Source organism: Frondihabitans australicus (assembly GCF_003634555.1).
In the GTDB taxonomy this organism is placed as follows: domain Bacteria; phylum Actinomycetota; class Actinomycetes; order Actinomycetales; family Microbacteriaceae; genus Frondihabitans; species Frondihabitans australicus.
Window position 1 is genome coordinate 2,989,806 of sequence record NZ_RBKS01000001.1, and the last position, 23,453, is coordinate 3,013,258.

Genomic DNA, 23,453 nt, shown 5'->3' on the forward strand with positions numbered 1-23,453 from the left:
CATGCGAATCGGAATCCTCACCTCGGGCGGCGACTGCCCCGGCCTCAACGCGGTCATCCGCGGCGCCGTCCTCAAGGGAATCCAGATCAACGGCCAGGAGTTCGTCGGTTTCCGCGACGGCTGGCGCGGCGTCGTCGAGGACGACCTGGTTCCCCTTGGCAGGAAGGACATCCAGGGCATCTCGAAGCAGGGCGGGACGATCCTAGGCACGAGCCGCACCAACCCGTTCGAGGGCGAGAAGGGCGGGGTCGACAACATCGCCGCCATGATGGAGCGCCGCGGAATCGACGCGATCGTCGCGATCGGCGGCGAGGGGACCCTGGCGGCCGCGAAGCGCCTCACCGACGCCGGCCTCAAGATCGTCGGAGTGCCGAAGACGGTCGACAACGACCTCGGCGCGACCGACTACACCTTCGGCTTCGACACGGCCGTCCAGATCGCCGTCGACGCGATGGACCGCCTGCGCACCACCGGCGAGTCGCACAGCCGCTGCATGGTCGCCGAGGTCATGGGGCGCCACGTCGGCTGGATCGCCCTGCACTCGGGCATGGCCGCCGGCGCACACGCGATCCTGATCCCCGAGCAGGCCACGAGCATCGAGCAGCTCGCCGAGTGGGTGAAGTCGGCCTACGACCGCGGCCGCGCGCCGCTGGTCGTCGTCGCGGAGGGCTTCGTACCCGACCACGAGAACGACGCGCACTCCGAGCGGGGCCTCGACGCGTTCGGCCGCCCGCGCCTCGGCGGCATCGGCGAGCGGCTCGCGCCCATGATCGAGGAGGCCACGGGCATCGAGACCCGCGCCACGACCCTCGGCCACATCCAGCGCGGCGGCACCCCCTCGGCCTACGACCGCGTTCTCGCGACGCGTCTCGGCATGGCGGCGAGCGACTCGGTGAACGAGGGCCGGTGGGGTCGCATGGTCGCCCTCCGCGGCACCGACATCGTGCACGTGTCGTTCGAGGAGGCCCTCGGATCGCTGAAAGTCGTGCCGCAGGAGCGCTACGACGAGGCCGCGATCCTGTTCGGCTGACACCGCGGAGCCTGCTCGGCTGACACTGCGGAGCCTGCCCGGCTGACACCGCGGCCGATTCGGCTGGCGCCGCGGAGTAGCGTCGACCCCATGACGCGAGCGATCGTCCTTCCCGAAGACGGTGATTCGGCTCTGACGGAGGTCGACGACGCCTTCCTCCGCGCCGGCCGCGACGACGGCGTCGTCGTCGACGTCGAGTGGTCGAGCCTCAACTACAAAGACGGCATGGCCCTGCGCGGCGACCCCGGCGTCGCCCGCACCCGGCCGCTGATCCCGGGCATCGACCTCGTCGGCACGGTCGTCGAGGGCGACTCGGCGCGCCGCTTCGAGCCGGGCGACAGCGTGGTTCTCAACGGCGCGGGCATCGGCGAGACGCGGCACGGCGGGTACTCCGAGCGCGCGGTCGTCGACGCGGCCTCGCTCGTGCACCTGCCCGAGCAGATCACGCCTCGGCGAGCGGCCGCGATCGGCACCGCCGGGTTCACCGCGATGCTGAGCGTGCTGCGGCTCGAGCGCGACGTGAAGCCCGGCGACGGCGAGATCCTGGTCACAGGATCAGCAGGCGGCGTCGGCTCCATCGCCCTCGCCCTGCTCTCACACCTCGGCTACACCGCGGTGGCCTCCACGGGCAGACCCGAGCAGGGCGACTACCTCCGCTCCCTCGGGGCGTCGGCGATCATCGACCGCGAGGAGCTCTCGGCGCCCGGCCGCCCCCTGCAGAAGACCCGCTGGGCCGGCGCCGTCGACTCGGTGGGCGGGCAGACCCTCGCCACGGTCCTCGCGCAGACGGCGTGGGGCGGCACGGTGACGGCGTGCGGGCTGGCCGGCGGGTCGGACCTCCCGACGACGGTGCTCCCGTTCATCCTGCGGGCCGTGAACCTGGCCGGGATCAACTCGGTCGACGCCCCGCGAGCACTGCGCGAGGAGGCGTGGGGTCGCCTGGCCGTCGACCTCGATCTGGACCTGCTCGACTCGCTCACGACCGAGGTGGGCCTCGCGGACGTCGTCGGCCTCGCCGGCGAGATCACCGCCGGTCGGGTGCGGGGGCGCACGGTCGTGCGCGTGCGCGAGTGACGGCGCCGACCGACACGGCCCCGGGGTCGCTGGGAGCGGCGTGGCGCGGGTGGACACACCGGCCTGACGTATTCTAAAGTCTTGGATACCGATACATTCATCTGCATGGAAGACGCGGCATGCCCGTGACCGCCCTTCCAGGAGCGAATCGACGAGTCAACAGCAGGGAGTCCCATGCCAGTCCCCGTACCCAACCCTGAGACCCAGGAGCCGCGCCGGCTCCTCCGCGACGTCGTCTACGAGAAGATGTTCGAGGCGATCATCGACGGCACCCTCGAGCTGGGCGAGCGTCTCAACGACGACGAGCTCGTCCGCTGGCTCGGCGTCTCGCGGACGCCCGTCCGCGAGGCCATCGCGCGTCTCGCCGAGTACGGCCTGGTCGACATCGAGGCGAACCGGTACACGCGCGTCGTCGCGCCGTCGTACGCCGAGTTCCTCGACACCGTGCACACCGGCTACGAGCTCTGGTCGATGTTCGTCCGCACCGGCGTGCCCGCGCTGAACGAGGCCGACCGAGCCTTCGTCGCCGACGTCTTCGACAAGCGCGCCGCCGTCATGGACAAGGAGGGCCGCGAGGACATCTTCGCGCTCTCCGAGGCGAACAACCGCCTCCTCGCGGCCTCGGGCAGCCCGATCATGACCCGCGTCTGGGCGATCACCGGCCCGATCGTTGCGCTCCTCTTTCAGCGCACCGGCGCCGTCGGCATCTTCCCGTGGAAGGAGGGCGCGAGCTTCTCCCGCGACCTCCGCGACGCGATCAAGAAGGGCGACGGCGAGAAGGCCGGCGACCTCGTCGCGGCCCAGCCGGCTCGCTTCGGCGCCTACCTCGACGCGGTCAAGGAGTCGGGGATCTTCCCGGCCTGACCCTGACCGGGCGGCTCTCGCTGATCCTGCGTCCGCCGCCCGGCCCCGTCGCGCCCTCGCGCGGCCGCCCCGTTCCCCGCACACCCACCCGAATCACCAGGAAGCACCCGATGCCCGTTCCCGTTCCGAAGTCCGAATCCCCCGCTCCCCGTCGCCTCCTCCGCGACGTCGTCTTCGACAAGATGCTCGCCGCGATCGCCGACGGCACCCTCGAGCTCGGCGAACGCCTGAACGACGACGAGCTGGTGCGCTGGCTCGGAGTGTCGCGCACGCCGGTGCGCGAGGCGATCGCCAAGCTCGCGGACTTCGGGCTGGTCGACATCGAGGCGAACCGCTACACGCGCATCATCTCGCCGTCGCTCGAGGACTTCGCCGACACCACCGCGACCGCCTTCGACGTCTGGGCCGTCGTGACGCGCCGCGGCATCCCGCTGCTCTCGGCAGCCGAGGCGAACGAGGTCACGTCTCTGATCAGCACCGTCAAGCGCAGCTCGTCGGGCGAGATCCGCACGGACGCCATCGCGAACTTCGGCACCGCCATGAAGATCATCGCCGCCGCTTCCTCCTCGCCCAGCGTGCTGCGCCTGCTGGAGACCGTCAGCGACCGCGCGACCCTCCTCATCGGCCTGGCGACGCGCCAGGTCTCGTTCGGCGTGGCCCCCGCCCTCCTGCAGGGCCTCTCGGACGCCGTGGCCGCCCGCGACGGCAAGGCCGCGGCCGAGGTGCTCCTCTCGACGCACGACACCGTGGGCGACTACGTCGCCGCGGTCGGCGCCGCGGGCGTGTTCCCCGAGAAGCGCGCGCTCTGACCGGCCCCGGGGCCGACGCCGTCCTCGAGCTGGACGACGTCCGCGTCACGCGCGCCGGGCGGGACCTCCTGCAGCACATCGACCTGACCGTCCGCGCGGGCGAGCACTGGGCGCTGATCGGCCCGAACGGCGCCGGCAAGACCACGATGCTCACGATGTGCGGAGCGCTCGGCCATCCCACCTCGGGCACGGTCACCGTGCTCGGCAAGCGCCTGGGCCGCGTCGAGCTTCGCGAGCTGCGCACGCACATCGGCCACGTCGACCCGCGCCACCGCATGCTCGGCGACAACACTGTGCTCGAGGTGATCCTCACCGGCCTCACCGGCTCGAGCGATCCGCTCCCCCGCTGGGAGGCGTCCCCGACCGAGGTCATCAGGGCGCAGGAGCTGGCGGAGTCCGTCCGCCTCGAAGCCCGCCTGGCCTCGCGCTGGTCCACGCTGAGCCAGGGCGAGCGCGGCCGGGCTCTCATCGCCCGGGCGCTGATCGCGGATCCTGCCCTCCTGCTCCTCGACGAGCCGGCGACGGGCCTGGACGTCGCTGCCCGCGAGCACCTGCTCGAGACCGTCGACGCCCTGCGGGTGGCGCACCCCGAGGTCGCCTCGGTGACGGTGACGCATCACCTCGAGGACCTGCCGGCGTCGACCAGCCACGCGATGCTGCTGCGCGACGGGCGCATCGCCGCGACGGGCGGCGCCGACGACGTGCTCACGAGCGAGAACGTGTCGGCGGCGTTCGACTTCCCGCTGGCGATCACCCGCCACGAGGGCCGCTGGCTCGCGCGTCGCGCCTGACGGCTAGGCGGGGGCGACGGCCGAGGCAGCGGCGCGCGCGGCGGCGGGCAGGGCCTGCAGGATCCGCGACACCGCCGCGTCGTCATGTGCGGCCGTCACGAACCACGCCTCGAACACCGACGGCGGCAGGTTGACGCCCTGGTCGAGCATCGAGTGGAAGAACGGCGCGTAGCGCCACCCCTCCTGTGCGCGGACGTCGTCGTAGTTCCGCGGGGTCTCGCCGGTGAACGCGAACGAGAAGAGGTTGCCGGCCCGCTGGACGCTGTGCGCGACGCCCTCGGCCGACAGCGCCGCGGACGTCTCGCGGGCGAGGACGTCGGCGACCTCGTCGAGACGGCGGTACACCGAAGCGTCGGCGAGGCGCAGCGTGGCGATGCCGGCGGCGACCGCGACCGGGTTGCCGCTCAGCGTGCCCGCCTGGTAGACCGGCCCGAGCGGCGCGAGGTAGTCCATGATCTCGGCCCGGCCGCCGAGCGCGGCGAGCGGCATGCCGCCGCCGATGACCTTGCCGAAGGTGATGAGGTCGGGCTCCCAACCGGCGCCGTCGGGCACCACGCGCGACGCCTCGAGGCCCCACCAGCCGGCGCTGCCGACCCGGAAGCCGGTGAGCACCTCGTCGACGATCAGGAGCGCGCCGTGTCGCCGGGTGATCTCCGAGAGCGCCCGGTTGAAGCCGCGGTCGGGAGCCATCACGCCCATGTTGGCGGCAGCCGCCTCGACGATCACCCCGGCGATGCGCTCAGAGTGCTCGTCGAACGCGGCACGGACGGCGTCGAGGTCGTTGTACGGCAGGACGAGGGTCTGCGAGGCGGTCTCGACCGTGATGCCGGCGGAGCCCGGGAGCGCCAGCGTCGCCACACCCGACCCCGCCTCGGCCAGGAGCGAGTCGGAGTGGCCGTGGTAGTGCCCGGCGAACTTCACGAGCAGGTCCCGGCCGGTGTAGCCGCGGGCGAGGCGGATCGCGGTCATGGTCGCCTCGGTGCCCGTCGACACCATCCGGATCTTGCCGATCGGCTTCTGATCGCCCACGCTCACTCGCTCGCGCACGATCTCGGCCAGCTCGGTCTCGCCGGGCGTGGACGCGCCGAACGACAGCCCGTGGCCGGCCGCCTCGCGCACCGCCTCGACGACCGCGGGGTGCGCATGGCCCAGGATCGCCGGACCCCACGAAGCGACGAGGTCGACGTACTCGCGGCCCTCGGCATCGGTGACGTACGCACTGTGCGCGTCGACGAGGAAGCGCGGGGTGCCGCCGACCGAGCCGTAGGCGCGCACCGGCGAGTTGACCCCGCCCGGGATCGAGGCCTTGGCGCGCGAGAAGGCGAGGTCGTTGGCGGTCTGGTTCGTCATGATCCTGCTGTCTGTGTCGGTGTGTGTCTGTCTGCGCGAGCCGCCCGGGCCGGGCCGCCCCGGGCTAGAGGAGGGCGCGCGACGGGTCGCCGAGACCGCGCAGGCGCTCCGCGAGGTCGGTGGCGAAGTAGGTGAGGATGCCCTCGGCACCCGCGCGCTTGATGCCGAGCACGCTCTCGTACGACGCGGCGTCGAGGTCGATCCAGCCGTTCGCGGCGGCGGCCTGCATCATCGAGTACTCGCCCGAGATCTGGTACGCCCACACCGGCACGTCACTGATTGCAGCGGTGTCGGCCAGCACGTCGAGGTAGCTCATCGCCGGCTTCACCATCACGATGTCGGCACCCTCGTCGAGGTCGAGCTGAACCTCGCGCCCGCCCTCGCGGCGGTTGGCGGAGTCCATCTGGTAGGTGCGGCGGTCACCCTGGAGCGACGACTGCACGGCCTCCCTGAACGGGCCGTAGAAGGCGCTGGCGTACTTCGCGGCATAGGCCAGGATCGCGCGATCGCCGAACCCGGCGGTGTCGAGGGCGTCGCGAATGGCGGCCACCTGACCGTCCATCATGCCGCTCGGCGCGACCAGCTCGGCTCCGGCGTCGGCGTGCTGCACGGCCATCTCGCGGTAGCGCTCGAGGGTCGCGTCGTTGTCGACGACGCCGTTCGCGTCGAGCACGCCGCAGTGGCCGTGGTCGGTGAACTCGTCGAGGCAGACGTCGGTCTGGACCACCATGACGTCGCCGACCTCGGCAGCGGCCACGCGCGTGGCGCGGTTGAGGATGCCGTCGGGGTCGGTGGCGCCGGAGCCCCGGGCGTCCTTCTTCTCGTCCAGCGGCACGCCGAACAGCATGACGCCGCCGACGCCCGCGGCCGCCGCGCGCTGCAGGGCCGGCTTCATGCTGTCGAGCGAGTGGTGCGCGACCCCCGGCATCGATGCGATCGGCACGTCGGCGTCGATGCCCTCGCGCACGAACATCGGCAGGATCAGGTCGGCGGGGTGCAGGCGGGTCTCGGCGACGAGTCGGCGCAGAGCCGGGGTGGCGCGCAGACGGCGCCCGCGGACGGCGGGGAAGGACGACATGGAGTCAGCTTTCGGAAGGATCGGCCTGGCCGGCGAGCGCATGCTCGACCACGGCCTCGACCAGGGCGGACGCCGAGCGGGTCTCGGCGATGAGATGCACCGGGAGGCCCGCGGCGCGGGCGTCGAACGCGGTGCGCGGGCCGATGCAGGCGACGACGGTGCCCTCGGGCAGCGGTGCGAGCTGGGCCGCGATCTGGCGGGCGACGCTGCCCGAGGTGATGAGGATCACCGAGATGTCGCCGCTGGCGACGCGGCTGGTGATCGCAGGATCCACGGGAACCCCGACCGTCCGATACGCCGCGACGAACTCCGCGTCGAGCCCGGCGTCCCGGAGGCCGGCCACGAGCGTGGGCTCCGCGATGTCGGACTGCGGGACGAGGACCTTCCCGGCGATCCTGGTGCGGGGCAGCTCTTTGACGAGGCCGCGGGCGGAGTTGTCGTTCTCGGGGACGAAGTCGACGCGGATCCCGGCGAGCTTCAGCGCGGCCGCCGTGGTCTCACCGACGGCCGCGACCCGGGTGGTCGGCGCCGGGCGGATGCTGTTGCCCATGAGCACGTCGACCGTGGTCGCACTGGTGACGACCAGCCAGTCGTACTCGCCGGCCTCGAGCTTGAGCAGCGACACCATCAGCCCGTGGGCGTTCTCGGTGGGCGCGAAGTTGATGAGCGGGGCGATGACCGGATGCGCGCCGTACGACCGCAGCGTGGCCGACACTCCGTCGCCCCACTTGCCGCCGCGCGGAACGAGCACGCTGACGCCGCGCAGCGGCTTGTCAGCGCCTATCGGTCGGTCGCCCCGGTCGGTCATTCCGCGTCGGTCCCCTTCGCCGAGTCGCCGAGAGGGGCGAGCGTGGCGGCGCCGTTCGCGAGCAGCTCGTCGACGACCCGCCCGGCGACCTCGTGCACGTCGGCCAGCTGCGACGCGAGGCCGCTCGGCTCGAGGGTGACGCCGTGCGAGGCGCTGAGCCGCGAGGCCCCGTCGAGCGCGTAGACGGTGGCAGACACGAGCAGGAGCCCGGCGTCCACGACCGCGGTCACACCCACCGGCGCCGCGCACCCGGCCTCGAGGCCCGCCAGCACCTCGCGCTCGGCGGTCGCGATCAGCCGTGTCTCGCGGTGGTCGAGGGCCTTCAGCCCCTTCGTGAGGTCGGGGCCGGAGTCGCCGTCTCGCACCTCGAGGGCGAGAGCCCCCTGGCCGGGGGCGGTCGGCCAGAAGCCGAGCCCGAACAGCTCGGTGGCCTGGTCGAGCAGGCCGAGGCGGGAGAGCCCGGCGGCCGACAGCATCACGGCGTCGAGGTCGTCGCCGACCCGGCCCAGGCGCGTGTCGACGTTGCCTCGGATGTCGACCACCTCGAGATCCTGCCGCCTGCTCTTCAGCTGGGCGACGCGACGCGGCGACCCGGTGCCGACCCGGGCGCCCTCGGGCAGCTGGTCGAGGGTGAGGCCGTCGCGGGCGCACAGCGCGTCGCGGGCATCGGCGCGGGCGGGGATCGCACCGATCACGAGACCGGGGTGCAGCGCCGTGGGGAGGTCTTTCAGGGAGTGCACGAGCAGGTCGCACTCGTCGGCCAGCAGGGCCTCGCGCAGGGCGCTGGCGAAGACGCCCGTGCCGCCGAGCGTGGCGAGCGACGCCTGGGTGCGGTCGCCCTCGCTCGCGATGGTGACCAGCTCGACGTCGCGCCCGGTCGCCTTCGCGAGGCGCTCGAGCATGAGCGTCGACTGCGCCACGGCGAGCGCCGAGCCGCGGGTGCCGATCCGGAGGGCTGTCACGGGGCCACACCGGCGGCCGCGGGCTTGAAGCCCAGGCGGACGTTCTCGCAGCAGCCCGGCCGGCAGACGTCGTACCAGGGGCCGAGGTCGGTGACGTGCGGGCGGTCGCCGACCGGCACGCCGTCGCGGCGCTCCAGCACCAGGTCGACCAGACCGGTGACGTAGTTCGGGTCGATGCCGGGCGTCGGCGTGCGGACCGCCCAGAAGCCCTCGTCTTCGCAGGATTCGAGCGCCTCGTTGTCGAGGTCCCACATGACCTCCATGTGGTCGCTCACGAACCCGAGGGGAACGATCACGACGGCCTTCGTCGGGCCGCCCGCGAGCGCGTGGATGGCGTCGTTGATGTCGGGCTCGAGCCACGGCATCGACGGCGGGCCGGAGCGCGACTGGAAGACGAGCTGCCACGGCACGCTCGTCTCGGAGTCGAGCTCGAGGGCCGCTTCGGCCGCGGCCATAACGACCTCCGCGACCGCGCGGTGCTGGGCGGCGTAGGCGCCGTCAGCGTCGAACCCGCGAGACTCAGGGCCGCTCTTGGCGGCATCGGTCGACGGGATCGAGTGCGTCGAGAACAGCACCTGCACCTCGCTGCCGAGGTCGAGGCCGTCGATCTCGGCCCGCGCCTTGACGAGGGCGTCGCGGACGCCGTCGATGAACGGCTGCACGAAGCCGGGGTGGTCGAAGAACTGGCGCACCTTGTCGATCTGCACGGTGCCCTCGAGGCCGGTGCTCTCGAGGCCCATCGCGAAGTCCTCGCGGTACTGGCGGCACGACGAGTAGGACGAGTAGGCGCTCGTGGCGATGGCGATGAGCTTCGTGAAGCCGCGCTCGTTCGCCTCGCGGATCGCGTCGGGGATGTACGGCTCCCAGTTGCGGTTGCCCCAGAGCACCGGCAGGTCGATCTCACGCCGGGCGAGTTCGGCCTCGAGGGCCGCCTTGAGCTCGCGGTTGTGCTCGTTGATCGGGCTCACCCCGCCGAAGTGGCGGTAGTGGTGCGCGACCTCCTCGAGGCGCTCCTCGGGGATCCCGCGGCCGCGGGTGACGTTGCGGAGGAAGGGGATGACGTCCTCCTGCCCCTCGGGCCCGCCGAAGCCGGCGAGGAGGATGGCGTCGTAGGCCGTGGGCTCGGCGACCCACTCGGGGCCGTCGGCCGCGACCGGCGTCGCGCCGAGGACCATGCCGTTGTTCGTGATGCTCAACGGAGCACGTCTCCGATCTCCGCCGTCGGGATCCGGCGTCCGGTGTAGAAGGGAACCTCTTCGCGCACGTGCATCCGCGCCTCGGTGTAGCGGAGGTCTCGCATGAGATCGACCAGCTGCACGAGCTCGGGTGCTTCGAGCGCCAGAATCCATTCGTAGTCGCCCAGGCTGAAGCTCGCCACCGTGTTCGTCAGCACCTTGCGGTGCGCGGCGCCCTTCATGCCGTGGTCGCGGAGCATCGCGCGACGCTCGTCGTCGGGCAGCAGGTACCACTCGTAGCTGCGCACGAACGGGTACACGGTGAGCCACTGCTCGGGCTCCTTGCCGCGCATGAAGGCGGGGCTGTGGTCTTTCGAGAACTCCGCCTCGCGGTGCATGCCCATCGCGTTCCAGGTCGGCAGGAGCTCACGCAGCAGCGGGGTGCGCAGCAGCGCGCGGTAGCCCGCCTGAAGGTCTTCGGGGACGCTGCCGTGCAGCCAGATCATGAGGTCGCTGTCGGCCTTGAGGCCCGAGACGTCGTAGAAGCCGCGGACCGTGACGCCCTGCGCGGCCAGCTCGGCCACGACGTGGTCGATCTCGCTCGCGTGCGAGGGGTGGGTGTCGATCGGGCGTGCGGGGTCGCGGCGCAGGACCGTCCAGAGCGTGTAGCCCAGGATCTCGGACTGTGCTGCGGCGGCGGATTCGGGCAGGGAAGTGCCGTGCGCGTCGGCGCTGGAGTTCATGCCTCTATCTTCCCTTGCCGACCTGAAAGGCGCGAACCGGGGCGCTCGGCCCCGAGCGACCGGCAGGTCAGCGACGGCGCAGCGCGATCAGGGCGAAGCCGCCGATCGCCGCAGCGGTCGCGGCGGCACCGGCCAGCCACGGCTTCGGGTCGACGTCGAACGACGCCTTCGCCTTGGACGCGGCCGCCCCGAGCTGCTTGGGGATGTTGAGCTTGTCCTCGAGCTCGTTCAGCGTCGCCGCGAGCTCGGCCCGCGTGTGGTCGATCGAGGCCTGGATGTCGTCGATGTTGCTCATCAGAAGCGTCCTCCGAAGTCGGAACCGATGTCGGAGCGCGGGATCCGCCCGACGCCCTTGACCGCCTTCACGTCGCTCTTGACGCTGTCGATGGTCTTCTTCGGCAGGGGCGGCAGCCCCTTCTTGATCTGGGTGTACCCGAGGTAGCCGAGACCGGCCGCCACGAGGAGGAAGAGCGCAGCGACCAGCAGGGCGGCGAGCCAACCCGGCATGACGAGCGACAGCGCGAAGATGCCCGCGATGATCAGGCACAGCAGCATGAGGAACAGGAACAGGAGGGCGCCCACGATGAGGCCCGCCCCGATGCCGAAGACCTTCGCCTTGGCGATCAGCTCTTTCTTGAGCAGCTCGATCTCGCCCTTGACCAGGTCTTTGACCAGGTTCGGGATGTCGGTGAGCAGGTTCAGCAGAGAGCGCTTCTTCGCGTGGTGGATGCCGTCGGCCCGGGTCGACTCGGTCATGCGGTGCCTCTCTTGGGTGTTGTCTGGATTCCGAGGAGCTTCTTGACCGCCCACAGCACGACGTGGAACAGCCCCGTCACCACGCGCGGCAGCACTGCCTCGGCGGCCCGTTCGACCTTGACGACCTGCTTCTGCACCGGAGCCGAGTGCCACACCTTCGAGGCCCCCGCGGCGATCTGCTCGTAGCGCTGGTGGCCGGCGCGCGAGCCCAGCACGTAACCGATCGCCGCGCCCGCGACGAACAACAGCCTGCCTCGCATGCAACCTCCTGCTGCTGGTGATCGGCCCGGGCTTCTGACCGGCGCGTTCCTAGGTTAGTCCGGTGCGCCTGGCCTTTTCCGCGCGGGTTACAGGTCGGTCCGCAGGATCGGCGACTCCTCGCCCGTCTCGAGCAGCGACGCCGCCTTCTCCCTGGCGTCCTTCACGACCCCCGCGAGACCGCGCCCGGCGACCGCTCCGCCGACGCGAAGGACTCCCTCGGGCGTGGAGGCCGGGGTGCCGCGGTAGGGGGCGTCCCACTCGACGCGCGCGACGCCTTCGACGGACGACGGCGCGAGGGGTGCGCCCAGGATGAGCCCTGCATCCTGCGTCGCCATCGCCCTGAGGTCGGCGTCGGAGGTCGACCGGTCGACGATGGGCGAGTCGTAGCTGAGTCGGAGGACGTGCTTCCCCTCGGCGCGCTCGGCGACCCAGGCCCACTTGATGCTGGCGTGCGTGAGCGCCTTGGCCCGGATGCCGGACGCCTCCGCCGCGCCGGGCGCGATCAGCACGCCGGTGCCGCGCGGGCCTGCGTCCAGCGCGGGATCGTCGACGACGAGGGTGACCAGCGTGATCAGGCCGACCTGTGGCTCCTGCGGCGAAGTCGACCCGGTCGTGCTGGCCGACCCGTCGAGGACCGCCGCGTCGCGGGCCCCCAGCGCCACGACGACCGCGCCCCCGGCGATGCGCTCGCCCGAGTCGAGCGTGACCGACCCGGGGTCGTACGAGCGGACGCGCGCGCCGAGACGGACCTCGACGCCGTACGTCTCGAGGTCGGCGACGAGCTCGTCGACGAGGCGCGCCATGCCGTACCGGATGCCGCCCACGGCCGACCCCGCGGGCGCCAGCGCGCGCATCTCGCGGACCGCCCGGGCGAGCGAGTTCTGCTTGAGGAGCTGGGCGCGCAGGCCCGGCGCGACGCGATCGACGTCGAGGTCGTCGGGGTGCGCGGAATGGACACCCATGACGACCGGGGCCACCAGCCGCTCGAGCACGGCGTCGCCCATGCGGCGGCGCACCAGCGCGCCGAGCTTCTGCTCCTTCGCGCCGACGGGGCCGGGCAGGAGCGAGTCCATCTCGGCCCGCATCGCGGCCTTCGTGCCGATCACGTCGATGACGTCCTGCGCCAGGGCGGTGCCGGGGATTCCGAGCAGGCCCGTCTTCGGCAGCGGGAACGCCGCTCCGTCGGCCTCGACGACCCAGGCGCCGCGCGGGTCGGGCGTGACGATGTCGTTTCCCAGGCCGAGCTGCGTCGCGAGCCGGGCGATGGTGTCGCCGCGCGTCGCGAAGCTCTCGGCTCCGGCGTCGAGGTCGATCCCCGCGACCGTGTGCCGACGCACCTCGCCGCCGAGCCGACCGGACCCTTCCAGCAGGAGCACGCGACGCCCCGCCTTCCCCAGGTCGCGCGCGACGACCAGCCCCGCCACGCCGCCCCCGACGACGATCACGTCGAACGCGCCCTTCGGCAGGCGCTCGCCGAACTGCGGTTCCGCGTCGCTCACAGCGTGTGCGCCAGCTCGACGATGCGCGTGAGCACGGTCGGGTCGGTGTCGGGGTTGACCCCGTGGCCGAGGTTCAGGACGTGCGCGGGAGCAGCGCGCCCCCGCTCGACGACGTCGCGCACGTGGGCCTCGAGCACCGACCACGGCGCCTGCAGCAGCGCGGGGTCGATGTTGCCCTGCACGACCGTCCGCCCGCCGAGGCGACGCGACGCCTCGTCGAGCGGGATCCGCCAGTCGACGCCGACCGCGTCCGTCCCGACGTCGCGCATGGCGGCCAGCACCTCGCCCGAGCCGACGCCGAAGTGGATCCGCGGCACGTCGAGGCCGTCGATGTGCGACAGGGCGCGGGCCGAGTACGGGGCCACGAGGCGGGTGTAGTCGGAGAGCGAGAGGGAGCCCACCCACGAGTCGAAGAGCTGCGCGGCGCTTGCTCCTGCGAGCACCTGGGCGCGGAGGAACGCGCCGGTGGTGTCGGCCGCCCAGGTCATGAGGGCGTCCCAGGTCTCGGGGTCGGCGTGCATCAGCGTGCGGGCGCGGATGTGGTCTTTCGACGGGCCGCCCTCGACGAGGTAGGCGGCGAGGGTGAAGGGGGCGCCGGCGAAGCCGATGAGAGGGGTCTCGCCGAGCTCCTGCACCGTGCGCTCGACGCCCTCGGCGATGGGCTGGAGGGCCGCAGGATCCAGCGGCTCGAGTCGGGCGATGTCGTCGCGCGTGCGCAGGGGCGCGTCGAGCACCGGCCCGCGCCCGGGGACGATCTCGACCCCGACCCCCGCCAGCTTCACGGGCACGACGATGTCGCTGAAGAAGATGCCGGCGTCGACGCGGTGGCGCCGGACGGGCTGGAGAGTGATCTCGCTGGAGAGCTCGGGGTCGAGGCAGGCGTCGAGCATCTGCGTTCCGACCCGGAGCTCGCGGTACTCGGGCAGCGAGCGACCAGCCTGCCGCATGAACCACACCGGCAGCGTCTCGGGCCGGTCGCCACGGAGGGCGCGCACGAGCGGCGACTGAGCGGTGCGGCCGCTCGCGAGCGGGTGGGCGGCGGGGAGGGCGGTCGAGATCACGTGCTGCATTCTCGCATTCCGCGCTGGGCCCTCCCCCGCGCGGCCCAGGACCGCCCTCGCCGCCGAGTCAGGACGCGTAGACGTACGTCGACACGCTGGACGACACGTTGCCCGGGGTGCCCGGCGCAGTGTTCTGGTTCACCGAGAGGTAGGTGCCACCCGAAAGGACCAGCCCGAGCGGGATCTCCCACGTGCCGTCTGCGGCCACGGTCGCCGAGCCCGTGGCGCTGTAGCCCAGAAGGCGGGCCGTCACGGTGGCGCCCGGCTGCCCCGTGCCCGTGATCGACAAGAGGACACCGTCGGGAACCGCGGCCGGCGTCGTGACGGCAAGGGCCGAGATGGACGCGGGCGAGGAGACGGTCGAGACCTGGGGCGCGGGCGCTGCCTCTGCGGCACAGGAGCCGACGACGACGAGACCGGCGACCACGGTCGCGGTGGAAAGGATTCTGAGGGGGATTCCGAACTTCATACTGAAATTCTAGGAACAAGAGTCGCGCGTGGTCCGACCTCCCGGCGAGCCGTAAGAAGTCGCGATCAGAGAGGCTTGGCGAGCACGACCATGTGCAGGTCGTCGCGCTTGGGCGTGCCGAAGCGCTCGTCGCCGTAGGGGAATTCCCGGTACTCGCCGGTCCGCACGAACCCGCGCCGCTCGTAGAAGGCGATGAGCTCGTCGCGCGGCTCGAGCACGGTCATCTCGAGGGTCGTGGAGCCCCACTCGTCGCGACTGATGCGCGCGGCCTCCTCGAGCACCTGCTTGCCGAGGCCGGCGCCCTGTCGCCCCGGCATGACGGCGAACATGCCGAAGTACGCCACGCCGTCGCCCTTGTCGACGAGGTTGCAGCAGGCGAGCATCTCGTCGCCCTCGAATCCGACCAGCAGCCTTCCGGAGGGCTCGGCGAGGTCATCGGCGAGCACCTCGGGCGTGATGCGCGGCCCGTCGATGAGGTCAGCCTCCGTGGTCCAGCCCCCTCGGCTCTCGTCGCCGCGGTAGGCGGAGGTGACGAGGGCGACGATGGCATCGGAGTCGGCGAGCGAGGCGGGGCGGAAGAGCAGCACGATGCGACCCTACTGCGCGATCGCTCGACTTCGAGTCCCGCCAGAAGCACCCGGTCACGGCGAGAGTTACCATGTCTGTTGTGCTCCTCTGCCTGACGGCGTCTCACCAGAACGCCAGCTTCGATCTCCTCGAGAGACTGAGCATCAGCGCACCCTCCGCGGCAGCGACGCTGGTCGAGTCGAGCGACTTCGTCTCGGGCGCGGTCGTCCTCGCCACCTGCAACCGCTTCGAGGCCTACCTCGACCTCGACGAGCCCCTCACCGCGGCGAGCGCGATCGCCGTCGAGGCCACGATCCAGACGATGAGCGAGGCGTCGGGCGTCGAGCCCGCCGAGCTCCGCGACAGCGTGAGCGTCATCACCGGCGACGGCGTCGTCGAGCACCTGTTCGCCGTGTCGTCGGGCCTCGAGTCCGTCGTGGTCGGCGAGGACGAGATCTCCGGTCAGGTCCGCCGCGCCCTCGAACGAGCTCGCGACGACGGCACCACCTCCTCCGACCTCGAGCGCCTGTTCCAGAAGGCCTCGCACACGTCGCGCGGCGTGAAGAACCGCACGAACGTGGGCGGCGCCGGCCGCTCACTCGTGCGACTCGCCCTCGAGCTGGCGTCGAGCCGGGTCACCGACTGGGCCGAGGCCAGGGTCCTGCTCGTCGGCACCGGCCAGTACGCGGCGACGACCGTGGCCGCCCTCCGCGACCGCGGCGCCGTCGACATCGGCGTGTACTCGGCGTCGGGCCGCGCGGCGTGGTTTGGTGCGAAGCACGACGTCACCCCGCACGACGACCTCGCCGCCGCCATCGCCTGGAGCGACGTCCTCATCACCTGCACGTCGACCGCCGAGCCCCTCGTGACTCCCGAGGTCGTGGCCGCAGGAGCCCGGCGACTCGTCATCGACCTCGGTCTCCCCCGCAACGTCGACCCGCTCGTGGCCCGCGTCGACGGCGTCGAGCTGCTCGACCTCGAGACCATCAGCCTCCACGCTCCGCTGGCCGAGCTGAGCGCCGCGGACGACGCCCGCGCCATGGTGTCGGACGCCGCCGCCGAGTTCCAGGCGGTCGCCGCCGAGCAGTCGCTGTCACCCGCCGTCGTGGCCCTGCGCAAGCACGTCTTCGACATCCTCGACGCCGAGATCGAGCGCGCCCGCGGCCGCGGCGACTCGAGCGACCGCACCGAGCAGGCTCTCCGCCACCTCGCCGGCGTCCTCCTGCACACGCCGTCCGTCCGAGCGCGCGAGCTCGCGCGCGAGGGCCGTGGCGAGGACTTCCGCGACGCGCTCGAGGCTCTCTTCGGCCTTACCGACACGCGCGCGGCGGTGGCGCCGACGCACATTCACCCGACGAGCCGCGGCGCGGCCACGGGCGACGCCGGTCGCGCCGACGCCGTCTGACGCGGGCGCTCCGCTGCTCCTGCGCCCATGTTCGACGCCTCGCCGATCCGCACCCGACGGCTGCTGCTGCGCCCGCTGACCGCCGGCGATCTCGACGACGTCGTGGTCTACCAGTCGGACGCCGAGACGCTGCGCTACATGTTCTGGCCCGTGCGCGATCGGGCGGCCTCGATCGAGCACCTCGCCGAGCGGGCCGCCCGCACTCACCTCGAGAACGACGGTGACGCGCTCGTCCTGGCGATCGAGACCCTCGACGAGCCGGGACGCGTGATCGGCGAGGTGAACCTCCGGCTCACCAGCGTCGCGCACCGTCAGGCCGAGATCGGCTGGATCCTCAACCCGGCGCATCAGGGCCACGGGTTCGCCTTCGAGGCGGCCGCGCGGATGGTCGACCTCTGCTTCGACGAGCTCGGCAGTCATCGGGTCCACGCCGAGCTCGACGCCCGCAACCTGGCTTCCGCCGCGCTGTGCCGTCGTCTCGGGTTCCGCGAGGAGGCGCACTTCGTCGAGGACGTCTGGAACAAGGGCCAGTGGACCGACTCGAAGGTGTTCGCCGTCGTCGAGCACGAGTGGCGGGCTCGGCGCACGAGCGACGTCTAGGTCGTCAGTCGATCGAGAGCGCCACGACGTAGTCGGCGATGGCGTCGCGGAAGTCGTCGATCCGGCCGTCGATGAGGCTCGAGACCATGGTCGCGACCATCTCGCGGCGGACGGCCGCAGGAGCAGCGAACTCCATCCCGTGGACGACCTGGGCCGCCTCCGACAGCAGCACCGCCAGAGGCACCGTGACCTCGTCGACGAGCGCGGGGGCCGTCGAGCCTAGCAGCGCACGGCCGAGCTCGAGGAAGACGTCGACGTCGTCGGGCGTGGTGAGCCCGAACAGCTGGACCGCGCCGAGTCGGGACTGCTCGCCGTCGATGACGTGACGCGGCGCCTGGCGACCCGCGCCCACCCCGGCGACGGCGGCGACCATGGCCCGGGCGAGGCGGTGCAGCTGCCTCTGAGTCGACTCCGGCGTCCAGCTCACGATGCCGCTCGTGCCGCCGGGGCCCAGCAGCACGAAGCCGAGCTGCCAGGCGGCCTCGACGGCCTCTCGTGCCTCGGTGCAGGTGAGGCCGTGCTCTTCGGCGAGCTGCTCGACGTGGACGGCGTCGCCGGGAAGGTGACGGCCGGTGGCGAGGTCGACGAGGAGGTAGTCGACGGGGTCGACGACGAGGGCGGGGGCGAGAGAGATGGTGGCGGCGGCGTTCATGGCGGGGCCTTTCGGGCTCGGGAGAAACGGGTCGTCTTCGGGTTGCTACGGGTTGTTAGTGATGCGGTTTCGATGCGAGCGCATCTGACATTGAATATTTCATAGAGATATCCGGGTGTCAAGGCGTCGGCGGAAAATCGTTTGTGCGGGACGATGGAGCCATGGACCCGATCGTCGTCAGCGCCCTCGCCCTCGTCCGCGACCGGAAGATGCTCATGGTGGTCGCCCGCGACCGCGACGTCCTCTATCTGCCCGGCGGCAAGGTCGAGCCCGGCGAATCGGGGGCGGCGGCAGCGATCCGCGAGGCGCGCGAGGAGGTCTCCGTCGAGCTCGATCCGGCGAGCGTCCGCGAGCTGTTCACCGTGCGCACCCAGGCGCACGGCGAGCCCGAGGGCAGGCTCGTCGAGATGACGCTATTCGCGGGCGACACCGACGACGAGCCGCATCCTGCCGCCGAAGTCGGCTCGATCGCCTGGGTGACGACGGCTGACGCCCACCGGTGTCCGCCTGCAGGCGTAGCGACGCTCGAGCAGATGTCGTCCCTCGGACTGATCGACTGACAGCCCCGTCGTGGCAGGGTGGGGTCATGCGCACCACCACCAAGATCACCGTCGCCGCGCTCGCCCTGGTCACAGCCCTGGGCCTCGCCGGCTGCGCGGGCGGCAAGACCGCCTCCGAGCCGACCGCGACGACGACCATCACACAGTCCCCACAGCCCTCACCGACCCCGACCGACACGTCGTCGTCCGCGCCCACCACGGGCACCGGCGGCGGCGGAACCGGCACCGGCACGACCGCGGCCTGCGCCACCGCGAACCTCACCGGCGCCCTCCAGGCCGATCCGAACGGCGGTTCGGCCGGCCACGAGTACCTCGACCTGGTGCTCACCAACCACGGCGCGTCGTGCACTCTGCAAGGCTGGCCCGGCACGTCGTTCGTCGGCACCTCCGGCAACCAGCTGGGCGCCGCGGCCACCTTCGTCACCGACTCGCCGCACGACACCGTGACCCTCGCCACCGGCGGCACCGCCAAGGCGACCATCTCGATCGCCCAGGCCGGCAACTACGGCTCGTCGTGCACCAAGTCGGCCGCGAAGGGCTTCCGCATCTACCCGCCCGGGCAGACGGCGTCGCTCTTCGCCGACGGCTCGAAGTTCAGCCTGACCGCCTGCACGCAGTCGAGCATCAAGCTGCTCACCGTCACCGCGTTGCAGTAGCCCGCGGGCGCAGGAGCAGCGGCACGGCCCGACCTCCTCTGCTCCTGCGCCCGGAAGCTCCCCTCAGCCCACGTGCTCGAGAAGGTCGAGCCCGACCACCCGCATGACCTCGAGCACGCGCAGCCTCGTCGTGAGGTCGAGGTCGTCGAAGGCCACGGTGACCGCGTACGAGACGCCCCGCGACGGTCCGCGCAGGGCGCCGGCCTCCGCGCGCACGCCCGGGGCGGCGCCGGTGAGGTTCACGAGCTGGAGTCCGTGATCCTGCGCCCTGTGGCCCGCCGGGTCGAGGCCGAACGCCGACGAGACCATGGAGAGGTCGGAGCCGGTGGAGAGCCAGCCGAGCACCCGGTTGCTCACCGAGGTGTCGACGCAGACGCCGGCGACGAGGTCGGCCAGGATGCCGCGGAGCTCGAGGGTCGAGCCGACGGAGATCTGCGGGGCGTCGTCGGGGCCTCTCTCGGCCCGGGCGAGGTCGAGGAGGGCGGTGCGGCGCAGGCCGAGGGACTCGCCGCGGGCGTGCACGGCGTCCAGCCCGATGCGACGCGCCAAGGCGTTGGTCGCGACGGGGTCGCGCACGGCGCCGACGAGCGTCGCGGCGTCGAGGACGGTGAGCGTCGGTGTGAGCAGCGACGACCAGAGGCCACCGATGCGAGGGTCGTCGACCTGGGTGGCGTCGTTCGACGCGGAGTCCCGCCGGAGCTCGTCGACCGGCGAGAGGCTGCCGTCGCCGAGCCGCGTGGCGACCTCGATCAGCAGCAGGAGGTTGCCGAGCTGCGCCGTCGGCAGCGAGACGGTCTCGTCGATGGCCACGAGGACCTCGCCGGAGTCGAGGTCGGCGGCCGACGCCGACACCCGCGCGCCGGTGTAGGCGAGGGAGCCGAGCGCCTGGAAGGTGCGCTCGAACGGCTCGCCCGAGCGGTCGCCGCGGTGCCGGGCGCTGTCGCGTCCCCGACGCCCGCGGCGCCGCTCGACGCCGCCCTCGATGCCGTTCGTGGCCATCGACCGCCTACCAGATCGTGACGCGCGAGGCCTCGGGCAGCCAGAGCCCGTCGGTCTCCTTGACGTCGAAGGCGCCGTAGAACTCGTCGATGTTGCGGACGATCTGGTTGCAGCGGAACTCGTTGGGCGAGTGCGGGTCGATCGACAGGAGGCGCACGGCCTCCTCGTCGCGGATCTTCATCTGCCAGGCCTGAGCCCAGCTGAGGAAGAAGCGCTGAGCACCGGTGAGCCCGTCGACGACAGGGGGCTCCTCGCCGTCGAGCGAGATGAGGTAGGCCTTCCAGGCGATCGAGAGGCCGCCGAGGTCGCCGATGTTCTCGCCGATCGTGAGGGCGCCGTTGACATGGTGGCCGGGCGTCTGCGCGGGCTCGAGCACGTCGTACTGCTCGATGAGCGACTTCGTGAGCTTCTCGAAGGCCTCCTTGTCGGCGGGCGTCCACCAGTCGGTGAGCTTGCCGTCGCCGTCATACTTCGCGCCCTGGTCGTCGAAGCCGTGGCCGATCTCGTGGCCGATGACGGCCCCGATGGCGCCGTAGTTGGCCGCCGCGTCGCGCGACTCGTCGAAGAACGGGAACTGCAGGATCGCGGCGGGGAAGACGATCTCGTTGAAGCCGGGGTTGTAGTACGCGTTGATCGTCTGCGGCGTCATGAACCACTCGTCGCGGTCGATCGGCTTGCCGATCTTGCCCAGCTCGCGGTGGAACCCGAAGACGGCGGTCGCCCGCACGTTGCCGACGAGGTCGCCGGCGTCGATCTCGAGCGTCGAGTAGTCGCGCCACTTCACCGGGTAGCCGATCTTCGGCGTGAACTTGTCGAGCTTGTCGAGCGCGCGCGCCTTGGTCTCGTCGGTCATCCAGGCGAGCGCCGTGACGCTCTGCCGGTAGGCCTCGACCAGGTTGGCGACGAGGGCGTCCATCGTCACCTTCGCCTCCTCGGCGAAGTGGCGCTCGACGTAGATCTTGCCGACGGCCTCGCCCATGGCGCCCTCGACGAGCGAGACGCCGCGCTTCCACCGGGCCCGCTGCACCGGGGTGCCGGTGAGGGTCTTGCCGTAGAACTCGAAGTTGGCCTTCACGAAGTCGCTCGAGAGGTAGGCGGCGAACGACCGGACGATCTGCCAGCGCAGCCAGTCGCGCCAGGCGTCGAGGCGCTCGGCGGTGAGGAGCGACGCCAGGCCCGTGACGAACGACGGCTCGCGCACGACGAGCTCGTCGAACACGCCCTCCGGCGCGCCCACGGCGTCGCGCCAGACCGTGAAGTCGACGCCGTCGGTCTCGCTGAGCGCGGCGACGTCACCCCAGGGCAGCAGGTTGTACGTCTTGTCGCTGTCGCGGGTCGTGACGTTGTCCCAGTGCTGCTTGGCGATCGCGGTCTCGAGGTCGACGACGCGAGCGGCGCTCTCGGCCGAGCTCTCGGATCCTGCGAGGCCCAGCATCGTCTCGACGAACGAGCGGTACGCCGTGACGATGCCTTCGAACTTCTCGTCGCGGTAGTACGACTCGTCGGGCAGGCCCAGGCCGCCCTGCTCGAGGAAGACCATGTACCGCTCGGGGTCGCCGGGGTCGTTGTCGACGAACAGCTGCAGGAACCCCGAGACGCCCTGCAGCTCGAACGAGCCGACGGTGCGCAGGAGCTCGTCGACGCTCGACACCCCGTCGACGCTCGCGAGCAGAGCCTCGATCGGCGCCCTGCCCAGCGACTCGACCTTCTCTTCGTCGAGGAAGCTCGCGAAGAGGTCGCCGACCTTGCGGGCCTCGGTGCCGGGCTCGGCCTTCTGCGACTCGTCGATGATCTCGCGGACGGCCTTCTCGGCGGCCTCGGCGAGGACGTAGAACGAGCCCCAGCGCGCCTTGTCTTCGGGGATCTCGGTCGCCGCGATCCACTTGCCGTTGACGTGGCGGAAGAGGTCGTCCTGCGGGCGGACGGCGGGGTCGAGAGCGTCGGTGAGGATTCCGGAGGGTGCGGAGACGTCGGTCATACGGCCAGCCTAGGCGGATCACTAAGGTCGTAAGCATGGCGCTGCCCTGGAAGCTGCACGGTGACGGACGATCGGTCGACGCGAGCACGATCGTCGTGCCCGAGGAACGCCTCAGCTGGCCGCGCACGATCGGCTTCGGCGCCCAGCACGTGGTCGCGATGTTCGGCGCGACCTTCCTCGTGCCGCTCATCACGGGCTTCCCGCCGGCCACGACGCTGTTCTTCTCGGGCATCGGCACGCTGCTCTTCCTGCTCATCACGCGCAACCGCCTGCCCAGCTACCTCGGGTCGTCGTTCGCGTTCCTCGCGCCGATCGCCGCGGCCGAGAAGGTGGGCGGCATCCCGCTCGCCCTGAGCGGCATCATCATCGTCGGGCTCCTGCTCGCCCTGGTCGGCCTTCTCGTGGTCGTCGTCGGCACGCGCTGGATCGACGCGCTGCTCCCCCCGGTCGTCAGCGGCGCGATCGTCGCGCTCATCGGCTTCAACCTCGCGCCGACGGCCGAGGCGAACTTCGCCAAGGCACCCGTCATCGCGCTCATCACGCTCGCGGCCGTCGTCCTGTCGGCGGTCGTGTTCCGCGGCATGCTGGGGCGCCTGTCGATCTTCGTCGGCGTCGTCGTCGGCTACGTGGCCGCCGCCATCGCCGGACAAGTCGATTTCTCGGAGGTCGCGAAGGCGAAGTGGCTCGGCCTCCCCACCTTCACCGCGCCGTCGTTCGACCCCTCGCACCTGCCGATCTACCTGGGCTTCCTGCCCGTCGTGCTCGCCCTCATCGCCGAGAACGTCGGCCACGTGAAGGGCGTCGGCCAGCTGACGAACCGCAATCTCGACGATCTCACCGGCCGCGCCCTGCTCGCCGACGGTGTGAGCTCGCTCCTCGCCGGTCTCGGCGGCGGCTCGGCGACCACGACCTACGGCGAGAACATCGGCGTGATGGCAGCGACCAGGGTCTTCTCGACCGCGGCCTACTGGGTGGCCGGCATCATCGCGATCCTGCTCGGACTGTCGCCCAAGGTCGGCGCGATCATCTTCACGGTGCCCGACGGCGTGCTCGGCGGCGTGACGACCGCCCTCTACGGTCTGATCGGCATCATCGGCGTGCGCATCTGGGTCGAGAACAAGGTGGACTTCTCGAAACCGAAGAACCAGCTCACCGCCGCCGTCGCACTCGTCTTCGGCATCGCGAACTTCACGGTGGCCCTCGGCGGCGCGACGTTCAGCGGCATCGTGCTCGGCACCGTCGCCGCGATCGTCATCTATCACGTGATGAACGCGATCGGGCGCGCGCGGGGCACCTCCTGAGCCAG

The 23,453-nt window shown here is 71.6% G+C and carries 26 protein-coding genes; 10 read left to right on the top strand and 16 right to left on the bottom strand.

The annotated features are described in order from the left end of the window. Position 1 precedes the first annotated feature (1 nt). The 5 genes from C8E83_RS14155 to C8E83_RS14175 all read left to right on the top strand — a co-directional run bounded on the left by C8E83_RS14155 (position 2) and on the right by C8E83_RS14175 (position 4,568). Positions 2-1,030: a 6-phosphofructokinase gene (locus C8E83_RS14155; protein WP_121370487.1), complete on the top strand. Its 1,029-nt coding sequence runs from the start codon at positions 2-4 to the stop codon at positions 1,028-1,030. A 90-nt stretch (positions 1,031-1,120) separates the two neighbouring features. Next, entirely contained in the window at positions 1,121-2,104 is a 984-nt protein-coding gene (locus C8E83_RS14160) for an MDR family oxidoreductase (protein WP_121370488.1), read from the top strand. A 174-nt stretch (positions 2,105-2,278) separates the two neighbouring features. Next, entirely contained in the window at positions 2,279-2,968 is a 690-nt protein-coding gene (locus C8E83_RS14165; RefSeq protein WP_121370489.1) for a GntR family transcriptional regulator, read from the top strand. Between the two features lie 110 nt (positions 2,969-3,078). Beyond that, the gene (locus tag C8E83_RS14170) at positions 3,079-3,777 is read left to right on the top strand and encodes a GntR family transcriptional regulator (RefSeq protein ID WP_121370490.1); all 699 of its coding nucleotides are present in this window, start codon (positions 3,079-3,081) and stop codon (positions 3,775-3,777) included. 68 nt (positions 3,778-3,845) lie between these two features. After that, positions 3,846-4,568, top strand: a complete 723-nt coding sequence (locus C8E83_RS14175) for an ABC transporter ATP-binding protein (protein WP_245981984.1) — start codon at positions 3,846-3,848, stop codon at positions 4,566-4,568. Positions 4,569-4,571: 3 nt separating this feature from the next. Here the strand turns inward: C8E83_RS14175 and hemL are convergent, their stop codons facing one another. The 13 genes from hemL to C8E83_RS14240 all read right to left on the bottom strand — a co-directional run bounded on the left by hemL (position 4,572) and on the right by C8E83_RS14240 (position 15,317). Further along, positions 4,572-5,918: a glutamate-1-semialdehyde 2,1-aminomutase gene (gene hemL / locus C8E83_RS14180; RefSeq protein ID WP_121370491.1), complete on the bottom strand. Its 1,347-nt coding sequence runs from the start codon at positions 5,916-5,918 to the stop codon at positions 4,572-4,574. Between the two features lie 64 nt (positions 5,919-5,982). Continuing rightward, positions 5,983-6,996, bottom strand: coding sequence for a porphobilinogen synthase (hemB, locus tag C8E83_RS14185; RefSeq protein WP_121370492.1), 1,014 nt, complete (start codon positions 6,994-6,996; stop codon positions 5,983-5,985). A 4-nt stretch (positions 6,997-7,000) separates the two neighbouring features. Next, positions 7,001-7,804: a uroporphyrinogen-III synthase gene (locus tag C8E83_RS14190; RefSeq protein ID WP_121370493.1), complete on the bottom strand. Its 804-nt coding sequence runs from the start codon at positions 7,802-7,804 to the stop codon at positions 7,001-7,003. Beyond that, complete coding sequence (hemC, locus tag C8E83_RS14195; RefSeq protein WP_121370494.1) at positions 7,801-8,766, bottom strand: hydroxymethylbilane synthase; 966 nt, start codon at positions 8,764-8,766, stop codon at positions 7,801-7,803. Before hemC ends, C8E83_RS14190 begins: the two co-directional genes overlap by 4 nt. Further along, positions 8,763-9,941, bottom strand: a complete 1,179-nt coding sequence (locus C8E83_RS14200) for a ferrochelatase (RefSeq protein WP_121371920.1) — start codon at positions 9,939-9,941, stop codon at positions 8,763-8,765. Before C8E83_RS14200 ends, hemC begins: the two co-directional genes overlap by 4 nt. Positions 9,942-9,958: 17 nt before the next feature. After that, positions 9,959-10,684, bottom strand: coding sequence for a hydrogen peroxide-dependent heme synthase (gene hemQ / locus C8E83_RS14205; RefSeq protein ID WP_121370495.1), 726 nt, complete (start codon positions 10,682-10,684; stop codon positions 9,959-9,961). A 67-nt stretch (positions 10,685-10,751) separates the two neighbouring features. Then, positions 10,752-10,979 (bottom strand): DUF3618 domain-containing protein, encoded by a 228-nt coding sequence (locus tag C8E83_RS14210; protein WP_121370496.1) that lies wholly within the window; start codon positions 10,977-10,979, stop codon positions 10,752-10,754. Beyond that, a complete protein-coding gene (locus C8E83_RS14215; RefSeq protein ID WP_121370497.1) occupies positions 10,979-11,440 on the bottom strand; it encodes a phage holin family protein in 462 nt (153 codons plus the stop codon). The genes C8E83_RS14210 and C8E83_RS14215 overlap by 1 nt, the downstream gene beginning before the upstream one ends. After that, positions 11,437-11,700 carry a hypothetical protein gene (locus C8E83_RS14220; protein WP_121370498.1) on the bottom strand — a complete coding sequence of 88 codons (264 nt, stop codon included), beginning with the start codon at positions 11,698-11,700 and terminating at the stop codon, positions 11,437-11,439. The genes C8E83_RS14215 and C8E83_RS14220 overlap by 4 nt, the downstream gene beginning before the upstream one ends. An 87-nt stretch (positions 11,701-11,787) precedes the next feature. Then, entirely contained in the window at positions 11,788-13,200 is a 1,413-nt protein-coding gene (locus tag C8E83_RS14225; protein ID WP_281270817.1) for a protoporphyrinogen/coproporphyrinogen oxidase, read from the bottom strand. Next, positions 13,197-14,270: a uroporphyrinogen decarboxylase gene (gene hemE / locus C8E83_RS14230; RefSeq protein WP_121370499.1), complete on the bottom strand. Its 1,074-nt coding sequence runs from the start codon at positions 14,268-14,270 to the stop codon at positions 13,197-13,199. The genes C8E83_RS14225 and hemE overlap by 4 nt, the downstream gene beginning before the upstream one ends. A 58-nt stretch (positions 14,271-14,328) precedes the next feature. Then, positions 14,329-14,730, bottom strand: a complete 402-nt coding sequence (locus C8E83_RS14235) for an Ig-like domain-containing protein (RefSeq protein WP_121370500.1) — start codon at positions 14,728-14,730, stop codon at positions 14,329-14,331. 65 nt (positions 14,731-14,795) lie between these two features. Then, entirely contained in the window at positions 14,796-15,317 is a 522-nt protein-coding gene (locus C8E83_RS14240; RefSeq protein WP_121370501.1) for a GNAT family N-acetyltransferase, read from the bottom strand. An 80-nt stretch (positions 15,318-15,397) separates the two neighbouring features. On the opposite strand from C8E83_RS14240, the gene C8E83_RS14245 reads away from it, so the two are divergent. Beyond that, positions 15,398-16,702 (top strand): glutamyl-tRNA reductase, encoded by a 1,305-nt coding sequence (locus tag C8E83_RS14245; RefSeq protein ID WP_121370502.1) that lies wholly within the window; start codon positions 15,398-15,400, stop codon positions 16,700-16,702. Positions 16,703-16,729: 27 nt separating this feature from the next. After that, positions 16,730-17,302 carry a GNAT family N-acetyltransferase gene (locus tag C8E83_RS14250; protein ID WP_121370503.1) on the top strand — a complete coding sequence of 191 codons (573 nt, stop codon included), beginning with the start codon at positions 16,730-16,732 and terminating at the stop codon, positions 17,300-17,302. Positions 17,303-17,306: 4 nt separating this feature from the next. Here C8E83_RS14250 and C8E83_RS19575 read toward each other — a convergent pair whose 3' ends face one another. Beyond that, the gene (locus C8E83_RS19575) at positions 17,307-17,954 is read right to left on the bottom strand and encodes a hypothetical protein (RefSeq protein WP_170159948.1); all 648 of its coding nucleotides are present in this window, start codon (positions 17,952-17,954) and stop codon (positions 17,307-17,309) included. A gap of 161 nt (positions 17,955-18,115) precedes the next feature. Here C8E83_RS19575 and C8E83_RS14260 point away from each other — a divergent pair, with 161 nt between their 5' ends. Together C8E83_RS14260 and C8E83_RS14265 are read left to right on the top strand one after the other, a co-directional pair. After that, positions 18,116-18,514: an NUDIX hydrolase gene (locus C8E83_RS14260; RefSeq protein ID WP_121370504.1), complete on the top strand. Its 399-nt coding sequence runs from the start codon at positions 18,116-18,118 to the stop codon at positions 18,512-18,514. 26 nt (positions 18,515-18,540) lie between these two features. Then, the gene (locus C8E83_RS14265; RefSeq protein ID WP_121370505.1) at positions 18,541-19,170 is read left to right on the top strand and encodes a DUF4232 domain-containing protein; all 630 of its coding nucleotides are present in this window, start codon (positions 18,541-18,543) and stop codon (positions 19,168-19,170) included. Positions 19,171-19,233: 63 nt separating this feature from the next. Here C8E83_RS14265 and C8E83_RS14270 read toward each other — a convergent pair whose 3' ends face one another. Both C8E83_RS14270 and C8E83_RS14275 read right to left on the bottom strand, forming a co-directional pair. Beyond that, complete coding sequence (locus C8E83_RS14270) at positions 19,234-20,169, bottom strand: serine hydrolase (protein WP_121370506.1); 936 nt, start codon at positions 20,167-20,169, stop codon at positions 19,234-19,236. Between the two features lie 7 nt (positions 20,170-20,176). After that, a complete protein-coding gene (locus C8E83_RS14275; RefSeq protein WP_121370507.1) occupies positions 20,177-22,147 on the bottom strand; it encodes a M13 family metallopeptidase in 1,971 nt (656 codons plus the stop codon). 35 nt (positions 22,148-22,182) lie between these two features. Between C8E83_RS14275 and C8E83_RS14280 the strand changes: the two genes are divergently transcribed. After that, entirely contained in the window at positions 22,183-23,448 is a 1,266-nt protein-coding gene (locus C8E83_RS14280; protein WP_121370508.1) for a uracil-xanthine permease family protein, read from the top strand. The last annotated feature ends 5 nt before the right edge of the window (positions 23,449-23,453 follow it).

What these genes read in the sequence shown, in the direction of transcription:
- C8E83_RS14170 (WP_121370490.1), top strand. Translation starts at nt 3,079, where the DNA reads ATGCCCGTTCCCGTTCCGAAGTCCGAATCCCCCGCTCCCCGTCGCCTC.
- C8E83_RS14200 (WP_121371920.1), bottom strand. Translation starts at nt 9,941, where the DNA reads ATGGTCCTCGGCGCGACGCCGGTCGCGGCCGACGGCCCCGAGTGGGTC.
- C8E83_RS14155 (WP_121370487.1), top strand. Translation starts at nt 2, where the DNA reads ATGCGAATCGGAATCCTCACCTCGGGCGGCGACTGCCCCGGCCTCAAC.
- C8E83_RS14250 (WP_121370503.1), top strand. Translation starts at nt 16,730, where the DNA reads ATGTTCGACGCCTCGCCGATCCGCACCCGACGGCTGCTGCTGCGCCCG.
- hemB (WP_121370492.1), bottom strand. Translation starts at nt 6,996, where the DNA reads ATGTCGTCCTTCCCCGCCGTCCGCGGGCGCCGTCTGCGCGCCACCCCG.
- C8E83_RS19575 (WP_170159948.1), bottom strand. Translation starts at nt 17,954, where the DNA reads ATGAACGCCGCCGCCACCATCTCTCTCGCCCCCGCCCTCGTCGTCGAC.
- C8E83_RS14160 (WP_121370488.1), top strand. Translation starts at nt 1,121, where the DNA reads ATGACGCGAGCGATCGTCCTTCCCGAAGACGGTGATTCGGCTCTGACG.
- hemL (WP_121370491.1), bottom strand. Translation starts at nt 5,918, where the DNA reads ATGACGAACCAGACCGCCAACGACCTCGCCTTCTCGCGCGCCAAGGCC.
- C8E83_RS14215 (WP_121370497.1), bottom strand. Translation starts at nt 11,440, where the DNA reads ATGACCGAGTCGACCCGGGCCGACGGCATCCACCACGCGAAGAAGCGC.
- C8E83_RS14270 (WP_121370506.1), bottom strand. Translation starts at nt 20,169, where the DNA reads ATGGCCACGAACGGCATCGAGGGCGGCGTCGAGCGGCGCCGCGGGCGT.
- hemQ (WP_121370495.1), bottom strand. Translation starts at nt 10,684, where the DNA reads ATGAACTCCAGCGCCGACGCGCACGGCACTTCCCTGCCCGAATCCGCC.
- C8E83_RS14190 (WP_121370493.1), bottom strand. Translation starts at nt 7,804, where the DNA reads ATGACCGACCGGGGCGACCGACCGATAGGCGCTGACAAGCCGCTGCGC.
- C8E83_RS14260 (WP_121370504.1), top strand. Translation starts at nt 18,116, where the DNA reads ATGGACCCGATCGTCGTCAGCGCCCTCGCCCTCGTCCGCGACCGGAAG.
- C8E83_RS14265 (WP_121370505.1), top strand. Translation starts at nt 18,541, where the DNA reads ATGCGCACCACCACCAAGATCACCGTCGCCGCGCTCGCCCTGGTCACA.
- C8E83_RS14210 (WP_121370496.1), bottom strand. Translation starts at nt 10,979, where the DNA reads ATGAGCAACATCGACGACATCCAGGCCTCGATCGACCACACGCGGGCC.
- C8E83_RS14275 (WP_121370507.1), bottom strand. Translation starts at nt 22,147, where the DNA reads ATGACCGACGTCTCCGCACCCTCCGGAATCCTCACCGACGCTCTCGAC.
- C8E83_RS14220 (WP_121370498.1), bottom strand. Translation starts at nt 11,700, where the DNA reads ATGCGAGGCAGGCTGTTGTTCGTCGCGGGCGCGGCGATCGGTTACGTG.
- C8E83_RS14280 (WP_121370508.1), top strand. Translation starts at nt 22,183, where the DNA reads ATGGCGCTGCCCTGGAAGCTGCACGGTGACGGACGATCGGTCGACGCG.
- C8E83_RS14235 (WP_121370500.1), bottom strand. Translation starts at nt 14,730, where the DNA reads ATGAAGTTCGGAATCCCCCTCAGAATCCTTTCCACCGCGACCGTGGTC.
- C8E83_RS14165 (WP_121370489.1), top strand. Translation starts at nt 2,279, where the DNA reads ATGCCAGTCCCCGTACCCAACCCTGAGACCCAGGAGCCGCGCCGGCTC.
- hemE (WP_121370499.1), bottom strand. Translation starts at nt 14,270, where the DNA reads ATGCAGCACGTGATCTCGACCGCCCTCCCCGCCGCCCACCCGCTCGCG.